The sequence below is a fragment of the Bacteroides sp. 3_2_5 genome, from assembly GCF_000159855.2.
GTDB lineage: Bacteria > Bacteroidota > Bacteroidia > Bacteroidales > Bacteroidaceae > Bacteroides > Bacteroides fragilis.
Map to the genome: position 1 here is coordinate 2,566,957 of NZ_JH636044.1, position 18,329 is coordinate 2,585,285.

Consider the following 18,329-nt stretch of genomic DNA (forward strand, 5'->3'; position numbering starts at 1 on the left):
TTAAAATTTATAGGCAACGCCTAACGATATGATGTTTGAGATTCTTTTTGATTTACGATTAGAAGAAGTTTTTGCTTTGTATATATCGGTAAGACCATACTGATAGGTATATGAAGCAAAAACGTCGATCCTATTGAAAGAATAGCCAACTTCTCCTGTCCCCTCTATCCCGAATAGGTTTCTTTTCAAGTTGTTTTCATTTCTCTTAAAATCGTATGTTTCATTTACCTGAGCTTTGATGTAGGAACCATCTTCTTGTAATTGTGCAAAGATTGGATATTCGCCTTTCCGATGCATTCTTGTGAAGTACTCATAGAAGACGCCACCTTGAACTTTTAGCCATATACCATTTTCTTTATGAGGGTTATTAAAAAGATACAAGCCTACATTTAACGGTATATCCATAAAGTTGTTTTTATACAGTGTATGTGTTCCTGTAATATTATCCGTCTTTTTGTATTCATAATTCTTTTGTATGAATCCCAGTCCTGTTCCTACTATAAAATCTTTAAAAAAATTATATTCAAGATTTACCCTTGTTGCAACACCTGTTTTGGTATTATAACGTGTATTGACCAAATTAGAAACATCGCTATTCAAAATGCTTTTGGATAGACCGGCACTTAAACTAACTTTTAGTTTCTGTGCTTTTACTGACGAAGGAATTGCAATAATTCCTAGCAGAATGAAAATTACTAATTGTTTTTTCATAAAATTAATGTTTAAATTAAACATAGAACCAATTGTTTGTTATGGTTCGGAATAAATAATTTATAATGGATAAAATATTAGGTATAGTAGGAACAGGTATTGAGTGTATATGAATGGTTGTCACGAGAAATGCACAACAATTTAATCATCTATGGAGTTGTATGCTATTCATATCCATAGCATGCTCAGCAATAGTAAATATCTTATGCTGGCAATATCACTTGACAAATCCCTTTTTTAGAAAGAATTCGTCCATATGCTGATTATCTCTATAAATTTTAAATTTCTTCATAATAATATAGGTTTTGATTAAAATAAGAACTTCTACATTTCGCAAAACTATTATTCTAAGACACATAACAAACACATTTCATTGCTTTTTTTTAGGATTTATATGAAAAATACCATAAATATGTTAGATGATATTGATAATATTGCCTCATATGTTGATGCTTTTAAGTGGATTTCCTATTCTTCATTTCGATAGAATGTGTATTTATACCCATGATGTTTATACCCAGATATCGTTTCTGTTTTCCTTTATCACGTGCCGCATGCAGACCGATTCTTTTTGATTTGAATTTTTTAAATGAAATAAGCTACAGATTTAGTGCCATGATAAGAATTTCCATTCCTAGCGTGAATTATTAGTCCTTTTTGAAAAGGATAGTAAAGCATTATCGGCATATTACCTATTTTAAGGTATTGAGCAGCCAATGAAAACTGTCTAATTTTGCGTCTGTTTAGTTTTCTTCGGAATGAATATACGAATGAACATACTTTTATGCTTTTTATGGCTATTTTCAGCTACCCTGTCCGCTCAGCAGGTGAAAATAGTCAAAGGACATGTTTGCGTTCTTTCCGAAGATTCGATAGAGAGAAGTTTGCCTTATGCAAGCGTGGTCGTTTTGGAAGGAAAGGATTCCGCTTTTGTAAAGGGGATGGCGAGTGATGCAAATGGGAGCTTCAAGTTGGAGTTTATACCACAAAAGCGAATGGAATACTTGTTGCGGATATCTTATATCGGTATGTCAACTATCTTTCGGAAGTTAGATCCGCATATGATGGATACTGATTGTGGACATATTCTGATGAAAAGTGGTATCAAACTGGCCGAAGTGCTGGTGACTGCTCCCGTCAAAGAGATAGATATGGTAGGGGATACGACCGTAATTAATGCTGATGCCTACCGGACTCCAGAAGGCTCAAATCTGGAGGAGTTAGTGAGAAAGATTCCGGGACTGGAATACGACGACCGAAGTAAATCCTTATCATACAACGGTCTTGTCATTAGCGAAATCAGTGTGAATGGTGAGGCTTTTTTTTCAGGGAATCATGTATTGGCATTAGAAAACTTGCCGGCCGATTTAATAAGTAGGATAAAGGTCTATGATAAGCGTAGTGAGATGGAAAAGTTTACCGGAGTCAGGACTGTTGATGAAAACTATGTGCTCGATTTGCAAACCAAAAAAGAGCTTAATGGTACGCTGATAACTTCGGTTGCTGTGGGAAAGGGAAATAAGAAAAAGAAAGAGGCAGAGTTAATAAGCAACTTTTTCAAAGCTGATGGAGAAAACCTGTCCGTTATTGCCAAAAGTGGTAATCGTGATATAACCACTGAGAATAAAAAGAATCGTCAAGACAACATAGCGGTCAATTTCTTGAAGAAGTTTGGAGAAACAGTACATATCAATGGGAATATCATGTACAACAATGCGATTAATGGTATTAACGGGACTTCCTATTATGAGCAATACCTGATGACAGGAAACCGTTATCGGTATGCGACCGATAATGGTTATCATACGAATCGTATGATAAGTGCCATGTTAAGTGTGAGATGGAACATTGACAAAAAGACCTTGCTTAATATTTCGGGAAGTTTTAATGCTCTAAAAGGTATTAATGATGATAGTAACAGGCAAGCTACTTATAATGCAGATCCAAAGTTAGATGTAACAAGTCCCTTTAATAGAGACGCGAGTGAGCAAATTGAGGATAGTATACGGGTGAATGACATCTGTATGACTTCGAGGTCATCAAGCATTAACCGACTATATTCTATCGGTGCTGACATTACCCGACGACTGAATGCAAAAGGTACAAGTTTGGGACTGACCGTTCAATATTCGGAGGAACGAGGCAACAATAAAGCTTTCTCTTTATCATCCACTACCTATTATCAGTTACAGAATGTAAAGGGCAATGACTCTATACTCTACCGTAACCAATATCAAGAAAGTCCGAACAGAAACCGTACTATTAAGTTGGGACTAATACTGACACAAATACTTCGCAAGAACTTGAGGGCGCAGTTGTCATACATATTTAAATTGGATAACCAAAGTCGTGACCGTAACACTTACGTTCTTTCTCCTGTGATAGACGGTGAAGAACATACACCTACCGGTAATTTTCCGAAAGGTTACGAAGTGGAATATACCGATAGTTTGAGTAACAAAAGTCGTAGTCATACGATGGCACATGGAGTTTCCCTTAATCTTAATTATACTGATAAAACGTGGGAGATTACTACCGGTTTGTCCGTTACACCCAAACGACAAACTCTTGACCAAAAGACAGGGTGGACACAGGCTGATACATTGAGATATTCTGTAAACTATCATCCCACTCTTACCATCTTATGGCGCAAAAGAAAGACATGGGTGCAACTAAGTTATGAAGGGAATACTCAACAACCAGGACTGGCAGAATTGCTTACGCTAACAGACAACAGTGACCCTTTGAATATCATTCGTGGGAATCCCGATCTAAAATCTTCATACACCCAAAAGGTAAGGTTTGAAGTTCGGGATACGAAAACCGGGCTAAGCGGTGACGTGAATTGGACGAGCATGTTGAACAATGTGACGAGGGCTGTGATATATGACAGTCAGACAGGAGGTATTGAGAGCCGTCCTGTGAATGTCAACGGGAATTGGAATATAAAAGCTGCCATGCGTTATCAAAAGCGTATTAATCATTACTTCAATTTGTCTGCACGTACCGGTACTTCATTTATCCAAAACGTGAGTCTTGTAAACGATGGACAACGAGAACAGCCCGAACGTAGCGTTACCCATAATCGACTGTATAATGCCGGTCTACGTGTAGGCTACCAACCTAAATGGGGAGGTTTTGATTTGAGCGGTGACTGGCGATTCCGCCATTCTACGAATCTTTTAAGAGAAACAAACAATTATATTCGTGATTATTCTTTCGGATTGACCGCTTACGCCGTTTTTCCGGGTAATATACGTTTGAAAAGTGAGACAACCCATACGTTTCGCAACGGTACCAATATCAATAGAAGTGAGGATAACGAAGTAGTTTGGAACCTCCACTTGTCATGGAGTTTTCTCAAATATAAGAAAGCTGAATTTTCTGTGTATTGGGCGGATATTCTCAGTCAGAAAAAGAGCTATAGCCGTAACGTTACATCCCATGGATTGTCCGAACGATATACTCAGCAGATCGGCAGTTATTTCATTGTATCTTTTAAGTATCGTTTTAATAGACAGTTATAGGGGAATCACCTCTTCATTTCTATTTAATTTACCGATTAATAGGTATTGTCAGGTATAATTGCCTACAGTAAATTTGCAACTATTAAAATATATATTATAAATAGTGTAATGAAATGAACAATTTGAGAAACTATCTCGGTTTGAGTGCTCTTACAATGGGCCTGTGTTTAATGTCGTGCAATGACGACAATACACCGTCATATAGCCAAACGACTATGAAGAATAGTGAGTTGAAGACAATTTTGCAACAGAAAGGATACCAATTTAATGAACAGGGTAACTTACTGTTGGATGATTTAGCTAATAATACTACTACTTTAGATTTATCGGGAACAAAACTTTCTAACTTGTCGGAACTTGATATTCTTCCCAATCTGACAGAAGTAAAATTGTCAGATAACGATTATGGTCCTGTATTCGACTTTTCAAAACTGCCCAAACAGATTACAGGAATTGATCTGACTGGTAATGATATTTATGATTATGATAATCTTGTTAACGTTGTAGTAGAAGAAAATGGTAATGAAACAGTAACAAATTTGCATGATATTACCAAACTTTACCTTCCCCGGACAGCTAAAGACAATATTAAGGATCTGGTACGTTTCTATATTAAAAATAAGGACGCTATAACAAATGGGAAAATAGATATGAAGATAAAAGATGAGAGCGGAACCTTACAAACGTATACCACATTGAGGGAGGTGCCAGATGAAAATTTGCGTACTTATTTACAGGCCAATTTTTCTGATTTATTCAATGGTGACCAAATAGATCTTAGCAAGCATTTGGGATATGCTCAAAAGACTACGATTCTGCTTATTCAAGCTAATGCCGGAGTGACTAACTTTGAGGGAATACAATACATTATACAGAATCCTTATTGGGAAGGTGCAGCAGTCGCTCTTTATTCTGCTGCGCAAAGTGGTGCTAACATGCCTTCTGTCAAATTGGGTAAATATGTCACCAATCTTGTATTGAATAATCTGAATGTGAGAAGTTTGGACTTGTCGAATGCCGGAAGTCTTTTTGTACTTAATATCGGAACTGTTGCCGGTTTGAGCACATTAGATTTAACCCACACTATTTGGGGGCAGCGTGAAAAGGAGATAGAAGCAGAGGAATCCAAAGGCAGTTATTTGATCGTTTATGATTGTCCTTCGCTGAAAGAAATTAAACTGCCAAAGAAAGATGAGCTGAAAACGTGCTTCTTAGATCTTGAATGTTTGGATGCATTGGAAACATTTGATATATCTAATCTGAAGATGGTAAAGAATCTTATTTTTGGAAATTTACCGGAAAATTTCAATCTCGTTTATCCAGAGCTGACTGTTTTTTATTCTCCGGAAGGGAGGTCTGCAACTTCTTTTTGTTGTTCAGAAAGTACATTCAATAGAGAATCGACAAAGACGTTTCTTGATAGATATTATACTAAAGGTACGGGAGTTGAAAAGTTAGGATTTAGTATCTCTATGAGTTGTAATAAGAATGATGGGTACAATTGGAGAAAAGCTCTTAAGAAGAAGTCTTAGGAGACGTTTATAATTTTTGTTTAATTTAATGCTTTAATTTTATGAAAAAAGGTATTTTGTTTATTGCTCTTTTTGCAGCAAGTTTCGGATTTATGCAGTCTTCTTTCGCTGCACCATCGATGAGTGCTAACTCTATAACCAACGTGTTGGCTATAAGTGACTATGAAGGCACTTATAGCGGTACGATGGATAATATCATAATGAGAGGTAAGCCTTATGAATCACGGGCTGCAACTTATAAAATAGAGGGTGGCCGTTTGAAATGTGATTTTCCGCAGATAGGTAGTATGCCGGGTACAATTACTATTTCTTTGGCTGTGGAAGTAGATGAGGAAACCGGCGAGATTACAGCTTACAACGGGGACGAAGCAGGCACTTTGTCGCTTCCGTTGGGAATAAAGGTCAAATTGTATTTGGACGACTTGAGAGATGCAAAGATTACGGATAATGGTAGCTCTAAACAAATAGAATTTACACTGGACGTTTCCGGTACATTCTTGGGAGCTAATTTCCCTGCATCTGTGCATTTTGTAGGTACAAAATAGCAGCAAGTGTATCATAGTAAGATTATTATATTTTGCCTGACACTAATTTAAAGTTCTAAAGGAGTTAAGGAGGAGTTTTTAGTGAATACCCCTTAACTCCTTATCCTATATAATTTATTTATTGTAATCCAATCGGAGAGGTATGGGGGACTTGCTTTAATCCTGCTGCCCTGCTTTTGCTAACTTCCTTTAGTTCGATAGTGGTTTGCAGTATGTTTTATTTCTTTCTACAGGTATCTGTAGAAGAAACCAATAAAAGAAAATCATTTATAAACTATATAAAAAGAAAACTGAAATGTATAATAAAATAAGATTTGATACTTTTATGTTGATGTGCTTCTTTATGATAACAATTCTCGGATTAAGTGCGTGTGATAGCGATGAAAAGATAACACAGGAGCCACCTTCCCAGACATATGTTAAAAAGGCGAAAGAGATTCTTGCAGGAGATATTGTACTCTCTACCAGAGCAACAATGAATGGTGTGGACAAGACATTGTTGAAGAGTGGTTGCCCAACCAAATTTAACTTTTCCTGGCGTGAGGACGGTATGATGATACTGAACCTGAGTGATTTCAGCGTAGGTGCTATGCCATTTGCCATTAGCTTCAAATGTGCTACGAAAATCATGCAGCTCAACAGTTGGGAACAGGATGAATATCCCGGAGATGGATGGATTAAGTTTGTTGGTACAGATGGTAATGTTACGACTTCCGGTGATGATGCCGAAGATAATCAAGAAGGGAGCGGAGCGAGAGTAGATGGTTATTTGAACGTGAATACCAACCAAATAGAGTTTATTGTAGATTACAATATGATGAATGTCCGCACTGAAACATTTTTGCAAACAATCGATAAAACCCGTATCGATCGCTTTAAGGAAGAGTTTGCACAATACGAGAAAGATTTGGAAGAGGCTAAGAAAGACCAAGGAAAGGCCTAATCTTTCTTCCGTTGCATAATATGTTTTTAACGACGAATGAAAAGAGTAACTACAATTCTATTCTTAATGTTGCTGATATGTGTTCATACGGCAGCACAACAAAAAGTCAAGTTAGAGGTGTTGGAGAAGGGCACGGAACAACCCATTATCGCAGCCAATGTGATCTATGCCGATAATGAAGCTTTGCGAAATCCCCAATATGCCATTACGAATACATCCGGACAGGCTGAATTAAAGCTTCCTTCTAAGGGAATCTGCTATTATAAGGTGACTTATATCGGCTATGTACCTGTGACGGGGAAGATTGGAGGGACACAAGATGAAAAAGTCATTTATATGAAAGAAGATGACCTGGGAATAAATGAAGTTGTCGTGACAGGTTCACGTACAGCCCGTCCCATCAAGATGTCTCCGGTTACGACACAGGTACTTGGCGGCAAAGCACTGGTAGATGCCGGATATAGTAATCTTCAACAGGCACTGCAGCAGGAAACGCCTGGACTTAACATACAGAAGGTGGGGTTCGGTAATGAAATCTCCATGCAAGGGTTGGACGCACGCCACGTGTTGTTTTTGATGGACGGAGAGCGCATGACAGGCGACATGGCGGGTAATTTGGATTACGAACGTTTTAACCTGCATGCCATAGATCGCGTCGAGATAGTGAAAGGTGCGAGCAGTACCCTCTACGGATCACGTGCGGCCGGTGCAGTCATTAATTTGATTACCAAGAAGACAGACAAACCTCTCTCGATAGATGCCGGAATACGTTATGGGCAGATGAATGAACGCAATTACAAGCATCCGCAACCGAAGGACTTCCTTTACATGTTTGAGCAAAATGCAGATCGCCCTAACTTACAAAGCTGGGTATCTGCCGGATTCAAGGCCGGAAAATTCACGTCGCAGACCGACGTATGGTATAGCGAGAGTGATGCCTTTTATATGTATCAGGCAGAAAATGACAAGAAAGTTTACACAAAGGAAGCGAATCCCTTCTTGCCACATGACATAATTGTGGTCAGCAATGCTGTCCGTCCACCCATGGGTATCGAAGGCAAAGAGCACATTACGGTATCGCAGAAACTGTACTATAATCCGAATCCGAATCTGTCGGTGCTGGTTTATGGCAGTTCTTTTTTCATGAACACGTATGACTTGATACAGGATATGACGTTCAGCCAGGCACGAGATTGGACAGCTGGGACTAAAGTGACTTATCATGTGAAAGACTGGTTTAGTGTGACAGGAAGTCTGCACGCTGATTTTTACGATCGCTTCAAACGCCATGAACGTATCGACAAGCGGCAGAAGGATTATGAAAGTAGCATTTATCAGCCACGTTTGACCGTTACGAGCAATTACTTCAACGGACACAGCTTAATATTGGGTATGGAGCATACGTCGGATGAATTGACTTCCGATCGTTTCTCCGGCAATGCTAACCATGACCTGAAAACGCGTGCATTGAAAGAAACAGAATACTTTCTGCAAGATGAATGGACCATCAATCCTCGGTGGATGATATCTGCTGGTATCCGTACTAACTTCTCGAAAGCATTTGGTTTCATGGGAATGCCCAAAGTGGCAGCCAAATATTCGCCTGATAAGCATTGGAGCCTTCGTGCCAACTATTCGATGGGTTATCGCTCACCGAGTATCAAGGAGTTGTTCTTCAACTGGGATCATCTGGGAATGTTCATGATCCGCGGTAATGAAAATATGCGACCGGAGAAAAACAATTATTTCTCGCTCGGAGCGGAGTACAGTAACGACCGTTTGTTTGTTTCCGGAACAGCATACGGTAACTATTTTCGTGATAAGATTGAAGGTGTATGGCGTATTTACGATATGCAGTACAATTTTGAGTATACCAACCTGAGCCAACAACGCCTGCTGGGACTGGAAGTGCTGGCACGATGGAGTGTGCTGGACTGTCTGACGCTGAATGGAACTTACAGTTTTGTAGATGTAAGTAAGAATAAAGGCATACAGGTGAATACCACCTCGCCCCATGCGGCTACGGCAAGCATGGATTACAAATACATGAAGAAAAATTATCGATTGAACGCTGTGTTCAGTGCCTCTTATATGGGAGGGAAAAAGTTTGATGTACAGGACCGGGTGTTTGTAAAGGAGGAGAATAAAAGCTATGATGCCTATTTTCGGTGCGACCTGCCACAATATGTACTTTGTAATTTATCCGTTTCGCAGACTTTTTGGAATAAGGTGAAATTGACGTTGGGAATGGACAATCTCTTCAACTATGTACCTAAAACACTTGGCTCAGGGATCACCATGTTCAATGTGCCTGCCACAGCCGGAGCACGTGGATGGGTACAGGTAGAGTTCATGCTGGATGATGTGATAAACTCTTTAAAGAAAAAGAAATGAAACATACAGGATTATTCAAAACCCTCTGCTTTTGTGCAGGCTGCCTTCTACTGTCTGCCTGCGTGGACTACAGTGATATACAACCCTTCGATGGGAAAACTTTACCCCGCAAGTCGGGCTATACCACCGGAGTGACAAATGACTGGATTTACTTCAACCTGCGTACGGGAGAGATTTTCAATGCACTGGGGGTAAACCGGGATATCAAGGAAGGTGGGCAGATGAATCGCACAGACTGGGATCTGGCTTTTTGCGGTTACGTGATGCGTACCAATTCCGGTACGAGTGGGATCGGTCGGGGAGGAGCTGCCGATTTGGGCTATGGGAACTACGAAAATTGGACAAGTGTGGCTCAATTACCCTCCGATCTGAAATGGGTGGAAGACAATCAAGAGGTGTATGTCACTATGTCTCAGAATGACTGGAATCACTATCTGATAGAAAATGGTCTGGACTTCAACAGTAATCCATGGTTTGATCCGAATAACGGACCGCAGAAGACTACAACCAACGCTAATCCCGTACTGGCTCAAGCCATGAGTTTTGCCGGCCCGCCTCCTGTATATACTCCCTCATATCATACTTATGTGGTACGTACTGCTGATGGCAAACATTACTTCAAGATTCAGATCATCAGTTGGTATGATGCGAATGTGGAGATAGGTGATGAAGGCGGACGTCTAAGTTATTACTGTGACGAACTGCAACCATGAGAAGAAGTAATGTGATAGAAATAGTTGCATGCCGTCCTGTCAGTGGCGCCATGTTGTATAATTAAGTATATTAAAGTAAACTAATGAAATATGGAACAAATAACCGATGTAAAGACGACAGAAATGAACCTGATGCCATCTGCCGGTTCTAAACGCTATTGGTGGAAAGCAATAGCTTCTTTCCTGATGGTACTGTTTACTATGCCTTTGGGGCATGCACTGATGATTATCATGGAACATGTCATGAATGAGACCGTGTTGCATTATTCTGCTTTTGCTATGGGAGCGGTGGGGATGGTCATGGTAATTATAGGCGTGTTTGCCCAAGGAGATACCCGCCAGACGCTATGGGGCTTTTTTGGAGGACTGCTTTTTTGGACGGGTTGGGTGGAATTTTTATTTATGTATTTTGCCAATCGTTTCGGTACACAACCTGAACTGGATCCGGTGACGGGAGAAATCGTGACCCGTCCTGAATATCTGATACTGCCCGCTTCTTTTGGCTTTTGGATGATGGTGATGGTAATGTATTTGTTCAGTACGAAGAATGGCTGCAATTTCATCAACTGGTGGCAGCGTTTGTTATTGCGCGGACGAAAAGCCGATATAGCGGCACGTCCCATGACACGCCATGTGTCGATCATCACCTTTATGGAACTGATGATGATCCTGTGGACTTCTTATCTTGTGCTGATGTTTTGTTATGACGATGTATTTCTCGGCGAACATCATCCGGTGACTCTGTTAGTGGGGTTAGGATGTCTGGTAGGAGCGTTCTTTATCTTTGTCAAGCAATTACGCATTGCCTCGTGGGGAGCGAATATACGTATGGCTATTGCTACAGTGGTGGTGTTCTGGACACCGGTGGAGATACTGGGACGCATGAATCTGTTCAGTGAGATATGGATTGATCCGATGAACCACGTGATGGAGATGGGTATTATTCTTGCTGTGTTCATTATCCTTACTGTTTATCTCTGGTACATGAGTGCAAAGAAAAAAAAACGGTAAAATGAAAGATAGCAAATTAAAAACGGCAGGTATGCGGAAACTTCACTGGGGTAAAGCGGTTATGTCCATAGTAGTGACACTGGCTGCTATGCCGTTGACCCATAGCCTGGCACGTGTCCTGAAAGAGGGAACCACAGGAGTGGAGCAGTTTTATGCCGGAATGGGAATGGGGGCTTTCGGATTATTCATGGTGATTGCGGGAGTGTTTGTGAAAGGGCATATCCGGCAGACTTTATTGGGATTGTTCGGAGGAATGTTCTATTGGATGGGAGCTGTCGACTTTCTGTTTATGTATTTTGCCAACCGTTTCGGTACGCAGGCACAACTTGATCCGGTGACAGGAGAGGTCGTCAGCCGGCCGGAGTATCTGTTACTGCCTGCTACCTTCGGTTTTTGGGTTATGGTGATGATACTCTATCTGTTCTGTACTCGGAACGGATGCAACTTCTTGAACTGGTGGCAGAAATTATTTTTCGGCAAGCACAAAAAGGAGATTGTTGTCCGGGCCATGACGCGCCACACAAGTATTGTAGCTTTTATGGAAGTGATCACTATGCTATGGACGTGTTACCTGGTACTGATGTTTTGTTATGATGAACGGTTCTTTGGCGATCACCATCCGGTGACACTGTTGGTGGGAATGTTGGGACTTATCGGTTCGATTTTTATGTTTGCCAAACTGCTGCGTCATGCCTCGTGGGATATGAGTTTACGGTTCGGCTTTGCCACCGTCATTATTTTTTGGATAGCGGTAGAGGTGTTTGATCGTATTCATTTGTTCCCCGGTCTGTGGGAAAATCCGGGTGGACATAAGCAGGAATTGCTTCTTATAGCGGCTTCTATCATTTTTACAGGGTGTTGTCTTGTATATAATAACCTATTAGTTTTAAAGAATAAATGAAACCTTTTATATTCAAGGTTATGCTTTTATATTCATATACCAATGAAAAAATCCGGTTCATAACGAACCGGATTTTTTCATTGATTCTTTGCATTCAAAGTTTTCGTTATGCCTCTTTTATCTCTTCGCCCTTTTCGTCCAGAAGTACGGTAACTTCCTGAGAATCTTTGGTTGTAAGAATCACCTTATAAATCTTACCGGTCTCTTTGTCAGCCGAATAAACTTCTTTGATTGAGGCACCTTCATAAGATTTAGCCAAGGCATTCATAACTGCATCCGGAAGTTTTTTGGCATCAATTTTCGTAAACTCATCTTGTGGAGCTTGTGCCTGCGTTTCTACTGCCGTAGAGTTTTCAACTTCCTGTGCAAATGCTACAGAACTACCTAATCCCATTACCAATGCTACTGCTACTAATACCTTTTTCATGATCGTAATTTTTTTAATGATTATTAAAATTCTAACCTGTTATCTCTTGTACAAATAGTATTGCAAACGGGATGCCAAAAAAACATTTGAAATATAAATCATTGAAAATTAATGTGTTGGTTGTTTGGGATAATGGTGGTGTGAAATAAATTATGTGGAATAGTGTAGAATTGGGGAACACAGTATTGGGGAAAATAATATAAAGGGTGAGTATTGCTGTCGTCCGAATGTTTGAAGGTGTCATTCCAAAACCACTATTTATAGGTATTGTGTGTCAAAGTGAAATACCGTAATTTTACGTCCGGAAACAAAACGCTGTTCGTCATATGCAAACACTCAAATCGGATATACGCAACCGGATTCTGTCGGCCGCAAAAGAGCAATTTGTGCAGAGAGGATATTTGAAGACCTCTATGCGCGAAATAGCCGATGCTGTAGATGTAGGCGTAGGAAATCTCTATAACTATTTTGAGAATAAAGATGAGTTGTTTTGTGTGATACTTCGTCCTGTATCGGATGCTTTGGAGCGAATGCTGCAGGAACATCATGGAGCCAAAGGAGCAGATATTATGCTTATATGTTCCGAAGAGTATCTCAAGTCTGCTGTCGATGAATATATATCCTTGATAAACAAGCATGGTGAGCTGATGAAGATTCTATTGTTCCATTCACAAGGCTCTTCATTGGAAACATTCAGGGAAGACTATACAAACCGTTCGACGGAGATGGTTAAAACATGGTTTGCCGAAATGAAAGAGAAGCATCCGGAAATCAATGTGGTGGTATCGGATTTTATGATCCATCTGCAAGCAGTCTGGATGTTCACCCTTTTTGAAGAAATGTTGAAGCATGCTATCGATAGCAAGGAAATGGAGTATATCGTGCATGAGTATATATTGTTTGAAATTCAAGGTTGGAGGGCTTTGCTGAGAGTATGAGCAATAGAAGACAAAAATATAAATCGCCGTTTACCGGATTAAAATTGAGAAGAGAATCTTTACGAAGGTTCTCTTCTTTTTTTGTGAACGATTTTGAATACCGTTCATTTTTCAGCGCTACTCTGACACTAACATCATAAAAGTATAGAATGAAACAAAAACATGAATTTGAAAACATCGTGGCGGAAACATTATTGATTCCGCTTTACATGAGAGCCAAGGAGAACCGTCGGAAAAATCCGATTCTATGTGACAAATTGGCTGAGCAACTGGTTGAGAACATCGAATATGATTATTCCAGGTTCGATGGGGCCAAGTTGAGTGAAGTAGGTTGTGTGATACGCGGTTGGTATTTTGATCATGCTATCCGGCGGTTCATTGACACTCACACCCGCCCGGTAGTGGTAAATGTGGGTTGCGGACTCGATACCCGTTATCAGCGTGTCGGAAATGATGGAAAGGCCGTATTTTATGAGTTGGATCTACCGGAGGTTATTGCTATACGTCGTCGGTTGATACCCGAACCGGAGAATGATTGTTACCTGTCTGCATCGTTGTTGGAAACCGATTGGATGGATAGGATCCGACTCCTTCATCCCAATGGAGATTTCATCTTTGTTGTGGAAGGAGTATTGATGTATTTTCGTGAGGAACAGGTACGGACATTTCTACATAACATAACCATGCGCTTCGAAGGCGGCGAGTTGTGGTTCGATGTATGCGGAACGATGATGAGCCGATGTGGTGTGAAGCCCGACTCCTTGAGGGAACATAAGGCGCAGATACGTTCGGGGATAGATGACGGGCATATGGTGGAGTTGTGGGAACCCGGATTGCATTTGTTGGAACAGGCCAATTATATGAAATTTTTCCGTTCCCGTTGGGGATTTTTTTTCGGGCAGATATTGGGCAGGATGACGAAGTTGTGCTACAAGTTCAGTTCCATGCTCGGGTATAAAATAGGATAAATAAATTGGTTGATCATGGTAAATAAGAAGAAAGAAGGGCTGTCCCGTCTGTTTGAGATTGCAGGACAGAAAAAAAGTCTGCTTCTGTTGGCAGGCTTGTTATCGGCTGGGAGCGCGGTGTGTATGCTCATACCTTATTGGGCGATCTACCGGATACTCTATGAATTGTTGAACCATAGCCGGGAGCTGTCGTCCATCGATGAGACCAATATGATTCGTTGGGGTTGGATAGCCTTTGGCGGGCTGATCGGCGGATTATTGTTGCTGTATGCTTCCCTGATGTCATCTCATGTGGCAGCATACCGTATTCTCTACGGACTGCGTGTCCGGTTGACGGAACATATCGGGAGATTGCCGCTGGGTTATCTGAACGGGACATCAACGGGAGCCATCAAGAAGACGATGGAGCAGAATGTAGAAAAGATAGAGAACTTCATAGCCCACACGATTCCCGATTTGGTGAACGTTATGGCAACAGTAGTGGTGATGTTCCTCATTTTCTTTTCGCTCGATGGATGGCTGGCAGGTGTCTGTTTGGCAGTGATCGTACTAAGTATATTCTTGCAATTTTCCAATTTCATGGGAAAAAAGGCACGGGAATTTACACGCATCTATTACAACGCGCAAGAGCAGATGAGTGCTTCTGCCGTGCAATATGTGCGCGGAATGCCTGTGGTGAAAATCTTTGGACAGAGTGTCCGCTCATTCCGTCAGTTCAATGCCGAAATCGAAGCTTACAAGACCTATGCATTGAAAGTTTGCGACACTTACGAATCGGGTATGACATATTTTACCGTACTGCTCAATTCGATTGTCACCTTCATTCTCCCTGTCGGTATTTTACTAATGCAAAATGACTCCCGGAGTCTTACGCTGGCAGCTGTATGGCTTTTCTTTATCATACTCGGTCCGGGCGTGGCTTCACCCGTCTATAAGTTGATGTATCTGGGCAGCAGTACGCGGGAAATCAATGAAGGTGTATCGCGTATTGATCGTATTCTTGAAAATCAGCCGGTCTCGGAACCTGCTTGTCCGAAAATTCCCGCGACGTATGATATAGAGTTTCGTCATGTCTCGTTTTCCTATGAAAACAAGGAGCAGGCTACTCGTACCGAAGCGTTGCACGATCTCTGTTTCACGGCCCCTCAAGGTAAAATTACCGCTTTTGTCGGTCCGTCGGGAAGTGGTAAATCTACCGTCGCCAATCTGATTCCCCGGTTTTGGGATGTGGAGCAGGGAGAAATCCTTATCGGCAATGTGAATGTGAAGGATATTGCAACGGAGCAGTTAATGGATCTCGTTTCGTTCGTCTTTCAGGATACGTTCCTTTTTTACGATACACTCTATGAAAATATTGCCGTAGGTTCGTCCAAGGCAACGAGAGATACGGTCATTGCTGCCGCTCGTGCTGCGCAATGCCATGAGTTTATCGAGAAGTTACCGAACGGATACGAAACACGTATCGGAGATAAAGGTGTTTTCCTTTCCGGTGGTGAAGCACAACGAGTCTGTGTGGCACGGGCTATTTTGAAGAATGCTCCTATACTTGTACTGGATGAAGCAACGGCTTTTGCCGATCCCGAGAACGAGTACAAGATGCAGCAGGCTTTGAAATCACTTATTAAGGATAAGACGGTCATCATCATAGCCCACCGCCTTTCTTCCATTGTATCGTCCGACCGGATCATCGTACTGAAAGATGGAAGGGCAGTACAATGCGGACGGCATGAAGAACTTTCCTCTCAAGAAGGGGTATATAAAAAGATGTGGAATGCTTATACGAGTGCGTTCCGCTGGCAATTGAATGTGAAACAAGAAAAAGAATAGAGAATGAGTGCAATAAGAAATATTACAATAGGCCGTACGGAAAGGCTTTATAAACCTGTAGGCTACACTATGCTTGCCAATTTGGTGAACATTGTTCCTTTTTGCCTTTCTATCGAGGCGATTCGTATTATATTCCGTGCTTTTAACGGAGGCGGGCAATCGCTTGATACCACCCGGTTGTGGTGTATATTTGGCTGTATGACAGGTTATATAGCTGTTATGGTACTGGCGGAAAGGGCTGCCTATCGTGCCAATTTCCGTGGTGCTTACGAAATGAGTGCATCGGGACGCATCTCTTTGGCAGAACATTTACGCAAACTTTCGTTAGGTTTTCTGGGTAAACGGGATCCGGGTGATTTATCATCCATGCTTATTACCGATTTTACAATGGCGGAAACAGGTATCTCGCATTATTTGCCTCAACTGATGGGAGCATTGGTGATGCCTGTACTGGCTTTTGTTTCGCTTCTTTGGATCGATTGGCGCATGGCGGTCGCCATGTTCGTGGCTCTTCCGTTTGCAATGGGCATTTTGTGGTTGAGCACGAGCGTACAGGAGAGGCTGAGTGGCAGGCAGATCAAAGCAAAAGTCAATGCCGGAAACCGCCTGGAAGAGTACCTGCAAGGCATCCGGGTGATGAAAGCCTACAATCTGCTGGGTGATCGTTTTGTTCGGTTGCGTGATGCTTTTGCCGAATTACGTCGTGCCTGCATTCGGTTGGAGGCTCTATTGGGACCTTTTGTTCTATTGGCTATTACACTCGTGCGTGCAGGATTGACATTGATGGTACTGTGCGGAACATACCTGCTTTTAGGTGGCCAGTTGTCGATTCTCACGTTTGTCATGTTCCTTGTTGTCGGTTCCCGTGTATTCGACCCGCTGACTTCCGCTCTTACCAATTTTACAGAGTTCCGTCATTTTTCTATTTCGGGAGGACGTATTCTTTCTCTTATGAACGAACCCGAAATGAAAGGGACAAAAGAAGCTCCCGAAGACGGTAATATCATCTTTGAAAATGTGTCATTCGGCTATCAGGAGAAAGAGGTCCTACATGGCATTTCTGTCATTTTATCGCGAAATTCACTGACAGCTCTTGTTGGCCCGTCAGGAAGTGGAAAGAGTACGGTAATGAAACTTTGTGCCCGTTTTTATGATCCGACAAAAGGGCGTATACTGTTTGGTGGAGTACCGGTACGAGAGATTGAACCTGAAAAATTGATGAGTCGTATTTCGATGGTTTTTCAGGATGTTTATTTATTTCAGGATAGCATACGCAACAATATTCGGTTTGGTAAAAGTGATGCCACAGATGAAGAGATTGTAGCAGCGGCCAAAAAGGCCTGTTGTCACGACTTTATCATGCATCTGCCACATGGTTACGATACAATGGTGGGAGAGGGAGGCTGTACGTTATCAGGTGGTGAAAAACAACGGCTTTCCATTGCGCGTGCCATGCTGAAAGACGCACAGATCGTTCTGCTGGACGAGGCAACTGCTTCGCTTGATCCCGAGAACGAAGTAGAGATACAGAAGGCTATCGATACGTTGATTAAAGGACGAACGGTTATCGTTATCGCCCATCGTCTCAAGACAATAATGGGGGCCGACCACATCGTTGTCTTATCCGATGGAAAAGTGGAAGAACAAGGTACGCATTCGGAATTGATGTGCCGGGATGGTTTATATCGGAAGCTCTGGAACATTCAAGAAAGTACATTGGGATGGACATTATAGTGGGTTATTGTAACTTATATGAATGAAGTGAAATGCAGACTTCACATCCGGACTGTGCCGGATGGATGAAAAGAGGTGCTTTTGTCCGGAGCAACGCACTTCTTCAAAGAAGCTGCATTTTATAGGTTCCGCTATGGGTTGCTTTATGTCAGTCTTGC

General features: G+C 41.5%; 14 protein-coding genes. 12 read left to right on the forward strand and 2 right to left on the reverse strand.

Annotated features, from left to right (window positions below):
- Positions 1-735: an outer membrane beta-barrel protein gene (locus BSHG_RS07585; protein WP_005794274.1), complete on the reverse strand. Its 735-nt coding sequence runs from the start codon at positions 733-735 to the stop codon at positions 1-3.
- Between the two features lie 734 nt (positions 736-1,469).
- On the opposite strand from BSHG_RS07585, the gene BSHG_RS07580 reads away from it, so the two are divergent.
- The 8 genes from BSHG_RS07580 (at position 1,470) to BSHG_RS07545 (ending at position 12,277) form a co-directional block, all read left to right on the forward strand.
- A complete protein-coding gene (locus BSHG_RS07580; RefSeq protein ID WP_008660036.1) occupies positions 1,470-4,238 on the forward strand; it encodes an outer membrane beta-barrel protein in 2,769 nt (922 codons plus the stop codon).
- Positions 4,239-4,351: 113 nt separating this feature from the next.
- Positions 4,352-5,770, forward strand: coding sequence for a hypothetical protein (locus tag BSHG_RS07575; protein ID WP_008660039.1), 1,419 nt, complete (start codon positions 4,352-4,354; stop codon positions 5,768-5,770).
- Between the two features lie 41 nt (positions 5,771-5,811).
- Positions 5,812-6,315 carry a hypothetical protein gene (locus BSHG_RS07570; protein WP_008660041.1) on the forward strand — a complete coding sequence of 168 codons (504 nt, stop codon included), beginning with the start codon at positions 5,812-5,814 and terminating at the stop codon, positions 6,313-6,315.
- A gap of 295 nt (positions 6,316-6,610) precedes the next feature.
- Positions 6,611-7,258 (forward strand): DUF4903 family protein, encoded by a 648-nt coding sequence (locus BSHG_RS07565; RefSeq protein WP_005787354.1) that lies wholly within the window; start codon positions 6,611-6,613, stop codon positions 7,256-7,258.
- Positions 7,259-7,294: 36 nt separating this feature from the next.
- The gene (locus BSHG_RS07560) at positions 7,295-9,652 is read left to right on the forward strand and encodes a TonB-dependent receptor (protein WP_008660045.1); all 2,358 of its coding nucleotides are present in this window, start codon (positions 7,295-7,297) and stop codon (positions 9,650-9,652) included.
- On the forward strand, positions 9,649-10,365 hold the full coding sequence (locus BSHG_RS07555; RefSeq protein WP_005787358.1) for an HmuY family protein: 717 nt from the start codon (positions 9,649-9,651) through the stop codon (positions 10,363-10,365). Before BSHG_RS07560 ends, BSHG_RS07555 begins: the two co-directional genes overlap by 4 nt.
- Positions 10,366-10,455: 90 nt before the next feature.
- Positions 10,456-11,376: a hypothetical protein gene (locus tag BSHG_RS07550; RefSeq protein WP_008660047.1), complete on the forward strand. Its 921-nt coding sequence runs from the start codon at positions 10,456-10,458 to the stop codon at positions 11,374-11,376.
- Position 11,377: 1 nt separating this feature from the next.
- Positions 11,378-12,277, forward strand: coding sequence for a hypothetical protein (locus BSHG_RS07545; protein WP_008660049.1), 900 nt, complete (start codon positions 11,378-11,380; stop codon positions 12,275-12,277).
- 106 nt (positions 12,278-12,383) lie between these two features.
- Here BSHG_RS07545 and BSHG_RS07540 read toward each other — a convergent pair whose 3' ends face one another.
- Positions 12,384-12,704, reverse strand: coding sequence for a hypothetical protein (locus BSHG_RS07540; RefSeq protein WP_005787369.1), 321 nt, complete (start codon positions 12,702-12,704; stop codon positions 12,384-12,386).
- A gap of 326 nt (positions 12,705-13,030) precedes the next feature.
- Here BSHG_RS07540 and BSHG_RS07535 point away from each other — a divergent pair, with 326 nt between their 5' ends.
- The 4 genes from BSHG_RS07535 (at position 13,031) to BSHG_RS07520 (ending at position 18,171) form a co-directional block, all read left to right on the forward strand.
- Entirely contained in the window at positions 13,031-13,642 is a 612-nt protein-coding gene (locus BSHG_RS07535) for a TetR/AcrR family transcriptional regulator (protein ID WP_005787373.1), read from the forward strand.
- Positions 13,643-13,791: 149 nt separating this feature from the next.
- Positions 13,792-14,610: a class I SAM-dependent methyltransferase gene (locus BSHG_RS07530; RefSeq protein WP_008660051.1), complete on the forward strand. Its 819-nt coding sequence runs from the start codon at positions 13,792-13,794 to the stop codon at positions 14,608-14,610.
- A 15-nt stretch (positions 14,611-14,625) separates the two neighbouring features.
- Positions 14,626-16,437, forward strand: coding sequence for an ABC transporter ATP-binding protein (locus tag BSHG_RS07525; RefSeq protein ID WP_008660053.1), 1,812 nt, complete (start codon positions 14,626-14,628; stop codon positions 16,435-16,437).
- Between the two features lie 3 nt (positions 16,438-16,440).
- The gene (locus tag BSHG_RS07520) at positions 16,441-18,171 is read left to right on the forward strand and encodes an ABC transporter ATP-binding protein (RefSeq protein ID WP_005787376.1); all 1,731 of its coding nucleotides are present in this window, start codon (positions 16,441-16,443) and stop codon (positions 18,169-18,171) included.
- Positions 18,172-18,329 lie beyond the last annotated feature (158 nt).

Bases quoted from the DNA above. Each gene is read 5' to 3' on its own strand.
- BSHG_RS07585 (WP_005794274.1), bottom strand. From the start codon at position 735: ATGTTTAATTTAAACATTAATTTTATGAAAAAACAATTAGTAATTTTC.
- BSHG_RS07580 (WP_008660036.1), top strand. From the start codon at position 1,470: ATGAATATACGAATGAACATACTTTTATGCTTTTTATGGCTATTTTCA.
- BSHG_RS07575 (WP_008660039.1), top strand. From the start codon at position 4,352: ATGAACAATTTGAGAAACTATCTCGGTTTGAGTGCTCTTACAATGGGC.
- BSHG_RS07570 (WP_008660041.1), top strand. From the start codon at position 5,812: ATGAAAAAAGGTATTTTGTTTATTGCTCTTTTTGCAGCAAGTTTCGGA.
- BSHG_RS07565 (WP_005787354.1), top strand. From the start codon at position 6,611: ATGTATAATAAAATAAGATTTGATACTTTTATGTTGATGTGCTTCTTT.
- BSHG_RS07560 (WP_008660045.1), top strand. From the start codon at position 7,295: ATGAAAAGAGTAACTACAATTCTATTCTTAATGTTGCTGATATGTGTT.
- BSHG_RS07555 (WP_005787358.1), top strand. From the start codon at position 9,649: ATGAAACATACAGGATTATTCAAAACCCTCTGCTTTTGTGCAGGCTGC.
- BSHG_RS07550 (WP_008660047.1), top strand. From the start codon at position 10,456: ATGGAACAAATAACCGATGTAAAGACGACAGAAATGAACCTGATGCCA.
- BSHG_RS07545 (WP_008660049.1), top strand. From the start codon at position 11,378: ATGAAAGATAGCAAATTAAAAACGGCAGGTATGCGGAAACTTCACTGG.
- BSHG_RS07540 (WP_005787369.1), bottom strand. From the start codon at position 12,704: ATGAAAAAGGTATTAGTAGCAGTAGCATTGGTAATGGGATTAGGTAGT.
- BSHG_RS07535 (WP_005787373.1), top strand. From the start codon at position 13,031: ATGCAAACACTCAAATCGGATATACGCAACCGGATTCTGTCGGCCGCA.
- BSHG_RS07530 (WP_008660051.1), top strand. From the start codon at position 13,792: ATGAAACAAAAACATGAATTTGAAAACATCGTGGCGGAAACATTATTG.
- BSHG_RS07525 (WP_008660053.1), top strand. From the start codon at position 14,626: ATGGTAAATAAGAAGAAAGAAGGGCTGTCCCGTCTGTTTGAGATTGCA.
- BSHG_RS07520 (WP_005787376.1), top strand. From the start codon at position 16,441: ATGAGTGCAATAAGAAATATTACAATAGGCCGTACGGAAAGGCTTTAT.